The sequence below is a fragment of the Sphingopyxis sp. BSNA05 genome, from assembly GCF_013265645.1.
GTDB lineage: Bacteria > Pseudomonadota > Alphaproteobacteria > Sphingomonadales > Sphingomonadaceae > Parasphingorhabdus.
Window position 1 is genome coordinate 1 of record NZ_PYIA01000131.1, and the last position, 8,299, is coordinate 8,299.

The following is an 8,299-nucleotide window of genomic DNA, read 5'->3' on the forward strand; positions in this document are numbered from 1 at the left end:
GGCTCCGGAGGAGCCGACGAGCAGGCCGCCAGTACCAGCACAGCCAGGGAAAGAAAGAGCGGGGATGAAATGATTCTCATGGTAAAGGAATATGGCCAAAAGCGTGACGCTAGGCTAGTCCTGATTTCCCATGAGCCAGTCCGATCCCAAAGTCGCCAAGCAGCGCGTTGACCAGATATTGACGGATCGCGGCCTCGCCGAAAGCCGCGCCAAGGCGCAAGCCTATATCATGGCCGGTCTGGTGACGGTGAATGGCAAGAAAATCGACAAGCCGGGACAAAAGATAGCCGGTGATGCGGCGATTATAGTCAAGGGCAAGGACCATCCGTGGGTTTCGCGTGGCGGCATCAAGCTGGATCACGCCCTGCGGCATTTTGGCGTTGATGTGACGGGTATGACCGCGATGGACGTCGGCAGCAGCACCGGTGGTTTTACCGACGTCCTGCTCACTGCTGGAGCGAAAAAGGTTTACGCTGTGGACAGCGGCACCAACCAGCTGGCGTGGAAGCTGCGGCAGGACGACCGGGTTGTGGTCCATGAACAAACCAGCGCCCGGGTTCTCACCGACCAGCATATCCCGGAAAAAGTCGATATCATCGTGTGCGATGCGAGTTTTATTTCACTGGTCAAAGTGCTTGAGCGACCGCTCGAATTTGCCGGCGATAAGGCGATTCTGATGGCGCTGATAAAGCCGCAATTCGAGGCAGAGCGCCAGGATGTCGGCAAGGGTGGCGTCGTTCGCGACGAAGCGGTCCGGTTGGCGACCTGCGATAAAGTGAGGGACTGGCTGATTGCGTCGGGCTGGGACATTCTCGGGATTACCGAAAGCCCGATCACTGGCCCCAAGGGCAATGTAGAGTTTCTTATCGGGGCAACAAAATAGGAAGCGGGCTGTTTTTGCCGGCCTTTTGGAACCGCACCGCTTGTTATTGGTACTGTTTCTTTCTAGCTGAAAGATTATGGCCATTACAACAGAACCCGCTCTACTCCCGACCGTCCCGCATATCGGGGCTGCTTTTCAACGCTTGATCACCGATTCTTCCGACTGGCTGGCCAACAATTATGTGGAACTTATCATCGCGGTTGCCATCGGCACCGGGATTTTCTTTCTGCTCGGCGCGATCAAGCGCTTCGCCGCCCGTTACGTCCGCAACAATGTCGGCCTGACCGGCTATCGCACCATCATCGTCAAGGCGATTGCCCGCACCAGCAAGATATTCATGCTGATGGTCTCCGCCCAGCTCGTGGTCAGCTTTGCCAACGCGCCCTCCAGCGTTGACCGCATCGTGCAGGTGCTTTTCACCATCGCTGCCGTGGTCCAGACGGCCATCTGGCTCCGCGAGATCATCCTTGGGCTGATCATTCGCCGGACGTCGCAGGATCCCGACCAGCATGAAACGCTGCACAGCGCGATGACCCTGATCCGCATATTGGTGACCTTCGTGCTGTTCGCCATCGCCACCATCATGATTCTCGACAATCTCGGGATCAATGTCACGGGCCTGATTGCCGGTCTCGGGGTCGGTGGTATCGCCATCGGTCTTGCGGCGCAGGGGATTTTCTCCGATCTCTTCGCCGCACTGTCGATCATCTTCGACAAGCCGTTTCGCGCCGGTGATACAATCACCTATGGCACGACGACGGGAACCATCGAAAAATCGGTCTGAAAAGCACGCGCTTGCGCTCGATCATGGGGGAAGAGGTGATCATCTCGAACACCAATCTGCTCGACATGGAAATCACCAATCTGACGCGGCTGGCGCGGCGGCGCACCCGTTACGGAATCGGCGTCATCTATCAGACAAAGCCCGATGATGCGCGGCGTATTCCAGGTTTGCTAAAGGAAATTGTCGAATCCCACGATGCGAACTTCATCCGTTCGGGCTTTATCGGATTTGGCGACAGTTCGATCGACTTCCAGCTCGATTTCGATATCATGAGCAGCGATTATGAAGTGGTCTTCGAGGGCCGGCACCGTATTGGTTTGGCGATTCTGCAACGTTTCAACGAGGAAGGTCTGGAATTTGCTTATCCGACCCAGACCACGTTCACCGCAGCCCCTGATGGTGAGATGATTTTGCCATATCCGGAGGGCGGCTTCCCGGTGACGGTCACCAACGACTAGCGTTCCGTAACGGCAGCGCCGGGCTGAAAAAATCCCTTGTTAATTGGCCGATTAACGGGGACAATGCGCTCAAAATTCGACTCCGATCTAAACTATAAAGGAATTGCACAATGCGTGACGCAGTCATCGTTTCCACCGCCCGTACCCCCATTGGGCGCGCCTATAAGGGTGCTTTCAACACCACCACCGGTGCCACACTCGGCCATTATTCCGCAAAAGCGGCCGTCGAAAGAGCGGGCATCGATCCCGGCACAATCGACGATGTCGTCTGGGGCAGCGCGTTGCAGCAGGGTTCTCAGGGCGGAAACCTCGCTCGCCAGGTTGCATTGCGTGCCGGCTTCCCGATCAAAGTGCCAGGCATGACGATCGACCGCCAATGTTCTTCTGGCCTGATGGCGATTGCCACAGCGTCCAAGCAAGTCACGCTGGACATGATGGATGTGGTTGTCGGCGGCGGACAGGATTCGATCTCGACCGTCCAGACACCGGAAATGCGGGTCCAGCCGGACCGTGAACTGCTGAAGATGCATGACGATATCTACATGCCGATGCTGCAGACCGCCGAAGTGGTTGGCGAACGCTATGGCATCAGCCGCGAAGCCTGTGACGAATATGCCCTGAAGTCGCAAATGCGCACCGCTGCGGCTCAGGAAGCTGGATATTTTGACGCTGAAATCGTCGAAGTGACCACGACCATGGGCGTGCAGGACAAGGAAACCAAAGAGATTTCCCACGTCGAGGTCACGATTAACAAGGACGAGGGCAACCGTCCGTCGACCACGCTCGAAGGTCTGCAAAAGCTGCAGCCCGTTCTCGGACCTGACAAGATCGTAACCGCCGGCAACGCTTCGCAGCTTTCCGACGGTTCGGCGGCCAGCGTTGTGATGGAAGCCAAGCAGCCGAGAAAGCCGGCCTCAACCCGCTCGGGCGCTATGTTGGTATGGCGGTTGCCGGTACCAAGCCTGACGAAATGGGCATTGGTCCGGTCTTCGCGATCCCGAGATTGCTCGAACGCTTTAACGTCAAGATGGATGACATCGGCCTTTGGGAGCTGAACGAGGCTTTCGCCGTGCAAGTGCTTTACTGCCAGCAGAAACTGGGCATTCCCGACGAGCTTCTCAACGTCAATGGCGGCTCGATCTCGATCGGTCACCCTTATGGCATGACCGGCGCGCGTTGCACCGGCCACGCTTTGATCGAAGGCAAGCGGCGCGGTGCGAAATATGCCGTGGTGACCATGTGCATCGGCGGTGGACAGGGCGCAGCCGGACTGTTCGAGATTTTCTAGAAATCAACAATATTTCGGGCCGGCGGGAAATCGCCGGCCCTTTTTTATCAGGGAGAGACAATCATGGCAGCAGTAGGCATCATCGCGACATTGACCGTGGCCGAAGGCAAGAATGCCGATTTCGAAGCCGCTTTTTCCGAACTCATGGCGGCTGTTCGCGCCAACGAGCCGGGCAATGAATTTTATTCGGTCTTCCAGAGCAAGGAAAACCCCCAGCAATATAAAGTGCTCGAGCGCTACGTCGATCAGGCTGCTCTCGATGCGCACGGGAAATCCGATCATTTCCGGGCCAGTGGTCCCAAGCTCGCGCCTTGCATGGCGGCTGCGCCGGTGATCGAACAGCTCGACGGCATCTAATTTGTTCAGCCGGCGGGAGATATGATCCCGCTGTCGAATTGAAATCCATCGGGCCGGTCTCTGGCCAGCAGCAGCGGGCCGTCGAGATCAACCCATTGGGCAAGCTGCGCGAGCGCGTAGGCTGGTTTTATACCCAGTGATGTGGAGAGCATGCAGCCGACCATGATTTTCAGGTCGGCTGCCTGCGCCGCATGGGCAATCGCCATGGCTTCGGTCAATCCGCCCGCCTTGTCGAGCTTGATGTTCACGGCATCGTAAAAGGGCGCGATCCGTTCGACATCGGCGCTCGTGTGACAGCTTTCGTCGGCGCAAAGCGGAACCGGCGACCGGACCCCGCTAAGCAGGTGATCCCGCCCGGCACTGACCGGCTGTTCGATCAGTTCGACGGCATATTGCGCCAGCCGAGCGGCTTCGGCTGCAATGTCGAGATCGTTCCAGCTTTCATTGGCATCCACGATCAAACGGGCGGCAGGCGCGCCGCGATGGACGGCGGCGACGCGCGCATGGTCGTCCTGACCGGACAATTTCAGTTTCAACAGCCCATGGCCCTTTGCAGCCGCTTTCCGGGCCTCTGCTTCCATGATGGCCGGTTCGCCAAGCGAAATCGTGAAGGCGGTCGTTAGCGGAGCTGGTTCGGGCAAGCCCGCGAGCTGCCAGAGGGGCTTGTCCGTTTTCCGGCATTCCAGATCCCAGAGCGCGCAATCGAGGGCATTGCGGGCGGCACCTCGGGGCTTATTCTGCAGCACGATTGCGCGATCGAGATCGGGATGCTCGGCGACAAATTGCAGGATCTGCTCTGCACATTTTTCGGCGCTTTCGCCTTCATAATAGATCGGTGTTGCCTCGGCCCTGCCGGTAAAATGGCCATCCGTCAGTTCGCACTGCACGACATCGACATGGGTTTTGGCGCCGCGGCTGATGATGAAGGCGCCGGCGACGGGCCAGCGTTCGATAGAGACAGATGCGTTGATCTTCATGCACCGCTTCTAATGCGCGGGTGGGAAGACGTCACTCAATTTACAGGCGGTCGCTGTGTTTGCGCCAGCATTTTCGGCCGGGCGGTTCCGGTCACGCGCCTGGCGATCGGCTGCCATTTTGCTTCCGCAGAACGGCGTGTCATATAGGTGTCGAGGCCGATTTGCAGCGCGACCAGCATATAGACGAAGGGCTGATAAGCGATGCCGACGAATAGCGCGCCCACGAGATAGATTATATGGCCGTGCTGCAGCGCGGTAGCGAGGGGCGCCACCCATTGCTCGTCTTGCTTATCCGATTTCGTATATTTCCGCCGCAATATCTCCATGCGCCAAAGGCCACCGACATGGATGATCAGCCACAGGATCAGGCCGGGATATCCCTGTTCGCCGAGCATTTCGAAATAGCTGCTGTGGAATGCACGGGCTTCGTCTTCAACAAGCCTTGCTTCGACATCGTCGGGATCAATGTCCCATTGCTCATATTGCTCGACGTCCACTTCCGACAACTCGTAGGTCAGCTTGTTGATCCGGTAGACGTCGAAACCGCCACCGAAGGGATGCTGTTTTACATAGTCCAGCGTCCATCGCCAGACCGCGAGGCGAGTGGAGGCGGACTGGTCCGCTTCGTAATTTTCGATGGTTGCCATCCGCTCGGTAAAGCTTTGCGGGAGAAACGGAATCGACATGAGACCGATTGCCACCGCCAGGCCAGCATAGAGCAGCCTGTAGCGGGCGAAGCGCAGCAACAGCACCGCCAGCACCCCGATGCACACCAGACCCGTCCTGGCCTGGGTCCCGATGGGAATGAGCAGGGCGGAGAAGATGAGCGCATATGCAAAAAGCTTGGTTCGCCAGTCGGGTGGAAAGATGGTGCCGTGATGGGCCAGCCAGAGAATCAGCGGGATGATGCAGATGGCCACCGTCGAGATGATCGAACCCTCGTAGAGGCCGCTGTTATTGTCGACCAGCAGCACCAGCACGCCATAACCGCCGCCGGAGAGCAATGTCTTGATCCCGCCGGTGATGATCAACGTGCCGGCGCACAGCACCATGAACAGCGCCAGCGCTTCCAGACGCAATCTGGTTCTGAGAGTTAAGGGCAGGAAAATGGCGAAGACCAGTGCCTTCCACACCCAGTCCCATTTTTCCAGAGCTGCATCGGGCACTTCCGCCTGCACTGTCGTATAGCCGCAATAGGCCAGCAGCAGGATCATCATTGCCTGCCGGACAGAAAAGCGACTGTCCTGCTTGTTGTCTGCGAACATGTAGCCGAACAGGGCCAGAGCGAAGAGGATTAACGACAACGGTACCGAATTCAGCATGAAATAGCTCAGCCGCTGCGGTGCCACGATATCGACATAGGCGTAGATCAGGGTAAACAGGAACGGACGCTTGAAGGCGATGAACAGCAGCGCCACGATATAGCCGACGAAGAAGAGATCACGCATCGGGCAGCGATCCGTTTCCGCGGGATTGTTTGGCAAAGCCCACGGGCTCCTTGTCGCGCTCGGGCGGGGCTTCGACATCAAGATCGTCCCGGTGCATCAGGCGCCAGGCAGCGATAAGCAGCAGTCCATGCGTCAAAGCGATAGAAAAATTGTCTATCATCTACCCATTCATCCCGGCACGAGCGGTGAAGACACGCTCTTCTATGGTTGCGCGATACAGCCATTGGGTTGACGGGACGTTAATCCTTTTTGGCAGGGCCTTTGGCCATGACGCGGATATTGCACATATTGGATCACAGCCTGCCGCTGCACAGCGGCTATTGCTTTCGCACCCGGGCGATCATGAAGGCACAGATAGCCAGTGGCCTGACCGTCGCCGGTGTCACCGGCGTCCGGCAGAACCAGCATGGCTATGTAGCGGAACGATCGCCGGAGGAATTTGACGGTCTGCAGTTTTTCCGCACATTGGAACAGGTTCAGGGGCCCTCGCCGATTCGCGAATGGCGCGAAGTTGCGGTTCTGGCGGAGCGAATCGAACAGGTCGTTCGCGAATGGCAGCCGGATGTCCTGCATGCCCATTCGCCGGCGCTCAATGGATTGGCCGCTCTGCGTGTTGCCGAGAAAACGGGCTTGCCGCTGGTTTATGAAATTCGGGCATTCTGGGAGGACGCTGCGGTCGGCAACGGCACCGGCAGGGAAAACAGCCCGCGCTACTGGCTGACACGGCAACTGGAAAACCATGTGGTGAACGGCGCCGACGCCGTTGCAGTAATCTGTGAAGGCTTGCGATCCGATCTGATCGGACGCGGCGTAAGGCCGGAAAAGATCACGGTCTCTCCCAATGGCGTTGATCTGGAACTGTTCGGCGAACCGCCGGCGCGCGACGAATCGCTACTGGAGGAAATGGGCTTGGCCGGGAAATCAGTGCTGGGTTTCATCGGCAGTTTCTATGATTATGAGGGACTCGATGATCTGGTCGCGGCTCTGCCTATTCTTCAGGCCTCCCATCCGGTCGTGCATCTGCTGCTCGTCGGTGGCGGTCCGATGGAAAAGGCGCTCAAAGCTCAGGTGGAGCGCCTGGGTATCGGATCGGCGGTGACCTTCACCGGCCGTGTGCCCCATGAGGACGTGGAGCGCTTCTATGGCCTGATGGATATCATGGTCTACCCGCGCAAGGCGATGCGGCTGACCGAACTGGTTACCCCGCTCAAGCCGCTGGAGGCGATGGCGCAAGGACGGCTGGTGGCAGCATCGTCTGTCGGCGGCCACCGGGAGCTGGTCGAAGACGGGGTTACCGGCACGCTGTTCCCGGCGGGAGACCCGGAAAAATGGCCGAAAACTCGCAGCGCTGCTTGATAACAGCGCCTCTTGGCCTCAAGTCATTGAAGCTGCGAGAAAATTTGTTGAGGCGGATCGTAACTGGTCGTCAAACATTTTGCGTTACACCCCTGTTTACCAAGGGTTGATAGAGCGCAAGTCATTCGAACGCGCGGCCTGATATGGTGGAGACTGATGTGGACCCGATAGAGCAGGACTTTGCCCGGTTTAAACAACCTGCGATGGCTGTCGCTGGCGGCATAGCAGCGGCGCTGGTGGTGGCGACCCTGCCACATGTCTATCTTGAAAATATTGTCGGGGCGACCGGTCTGTCGGAAATCATCCCCGCAGCGGCACCGCCGCTGGGCAATACCGCGCGTGGACTGATCGCCGTCTTTGCGGGCATGATCTCGGCGTCCGCCCTCTATCTTTTTCTGAATCACAAGACGAAATCACATGAAGGAGGCTCCGATATGAGCTTGGCACTACGCAAAAATCTGACGACGGAGCCGGTGGCCGAGGAACGGGAAGGCAAATCGCGCTTTTCGGTGCCAAAATTGAATCTGTCGGCAAAGTCTCTGACCAAATTTCTGAAGAAACCCAAGAAAGCGCCGGGACAGGTGACCGAGCTGAAGGACCTGCCCGATGTCCGGTCTGCCGATCGCCATCCGGATGCTCCGGTGCGTCAGCCGATTTTCGCTTCCTCGGATCTGGGGACGCCGCTTGCCGAATCGATCAAGCGCTTTGACAATCCCGAAGTCGATCAGAAGGCCGCAGAGCCGGTAAA

The 8,299-nt window shown here is 58.0% G+C and carries 5 protein-coding genes and 4 pseudogenes; 6 read left to right on the top strand and 3 right to left on the bottom strand.

The features are described from left to right. The first annotated feature begins 130 nt into the window (after positions 1 to 130). The 4 genes and pseudogenes from C8024_RS15295 to C8024_RS15310 all read left to right on the top strand — a co-directional run bounded on the left by C8024_RS15295 (position 131) and on the right by C8024_RS15310 (position 3,770). Complete coding sequence (locus C8024_RS15295; RefSeq protein ID WP_173206714.1) at positions 131 to 883, top strand: TlyA family RNA methyltransferase; 753 nt, start codon at positions 131 to 133, stop codon at positions 881 to 883. Positions 884 to 1,487: 604 nt separating this feature from the next. Then, positions 1,488 to 2,122: pseudogene (locus C8024_RS22035) on the top strand (mechanosensitive ion channel domain-containing protein); the annotation flags it as partial. Positions 2,123 to 2,235: 113 nt separating this feature from the next. Continuing rightward, positions 2,236 to 3,413 (top strand): annotated as a pseudogene (locus C8024_RS15305) (acetyl-CoA C-acyltransferase). A gap of 63 nt (positions 3,414 to 3,476) precedes the next feature. Continuing rightward, on the top strand, positions 3,477 to 3,770 hold the full coding sequence (locus tag C8024_RS15310; protein ID WP_100093634.1) for a putative quinol monooxygenase: 294 nt from the start codon (positions 3,477 to 3,479) through the stop codon (positions 3,768 to 3,770). A gap of 5 nt (positions 3,771 to 3,775) precedes the next feature. Here the strand turns inward: C8024_RS15310 and dgcA are convergent, their stop codons facing one another. Genes dgcA through C8024_RS15325 form a run of 3 tightly spaced genes read right to left on the bottom strand, consistent with a single transcriptional unit; the run spans position 3,776 to position 6,355 of the window. Continuing rightward, positions 3,776 to 4,747 carry an N-acetyl-D-Glu racemase DgcA gene (gene dgcA, locus C8024_RS15315; RefSeq protein ID WP_173206717.1) on the bottom strand — a complete coding sequence of 324 codons (972 nt, stop codon included), beginning with the start codon at positions 4,745 to 4,747 and terminating at the stop codon, positions 3,776 to 3,778. Between the two features lie 35 nt (positions 4,748 to 4,782). After that, complete coding sequence (locus C8024_RS15320; RefSeq protein ID WP_173206720.1) at positions 4,783 to 6,195, bottom strand: putative O-glycosylation ligase, exosortase A system-associated; 1,413 nt, start codon at positions 6,193 to 6,195, stop codon at positions 4,783 to 4,785. Then, positions 6,188 to 6,355 (bottom strand): hypothetical protein, encoded by a 168-nt coding sequence (locus C8024_RS15325; protein ID WP_164089060.1) that lies wholly within the window; start codon positions 6,353 to 6,355, stop codon positions 6,188 to 6,190. The genes C8024_RS15320 and C8024_RS15325 overlap by 8 nt, the downstream gene beginning before the upstream one ends. A gap of 107 nt (positions 6,356 to 6,462) precedes the next feature. Here C8024_RS15325 and C8024_RS15330 point away from each other — a divergent pair. After that, positions 6,463 to 7,693, top strand: a pseudogene (locus C8024_RS15330) (TIGR04063 family PEP-CTERM/XrtA system glycosyltransferase). A gap of 1 nt (position 7,694) precedes the next feature. Next, positions 7,695 to 8,299, top strand: a pseudogene (locus C8024_RS15335) (hypothetical protein); the annotation flags it as partial.

Excerpts from the sequence above, each read along its gene's own strand:
- C8024_RS15295 (WP_173206714.1), top strand. The coding sequence starts at position 131 with ATGAGCCAGTCCGATCCCAAAGTCGCCAAGCAGCGCGTTGACCAGATA.
- C8024_RS15310 (WP_100093634.1), top strand. The coding sequence starts at position 3,477 with ATGGCAGCAGTAGGCATCATCGCGACATTGACCGTGGCCGAAGGCAAG.
- dgcA (WP_173206717.1), bottom strand. The coding sequence starts at position 4,747 with ATGAAGATCAACGCATCTGTCTCTATCGAACGCTGGCCCGTCGCCGGC.
- C8024_RS15320 (WP_173206720.1), bottom strand. The coding sequence starts at position 6,195 with ATGCGTGATCTCTTCTTCGTCGGCTATATCGTGGCGCTGCTGTTCATC.
- C8024_RS15325 (WP_164089060.1), bottom strand. The coding sequence starts at position 6,355 with ATGATAGACAATTTTTCTATCGCTTTGACGCATGGACTGCTGCTTATC.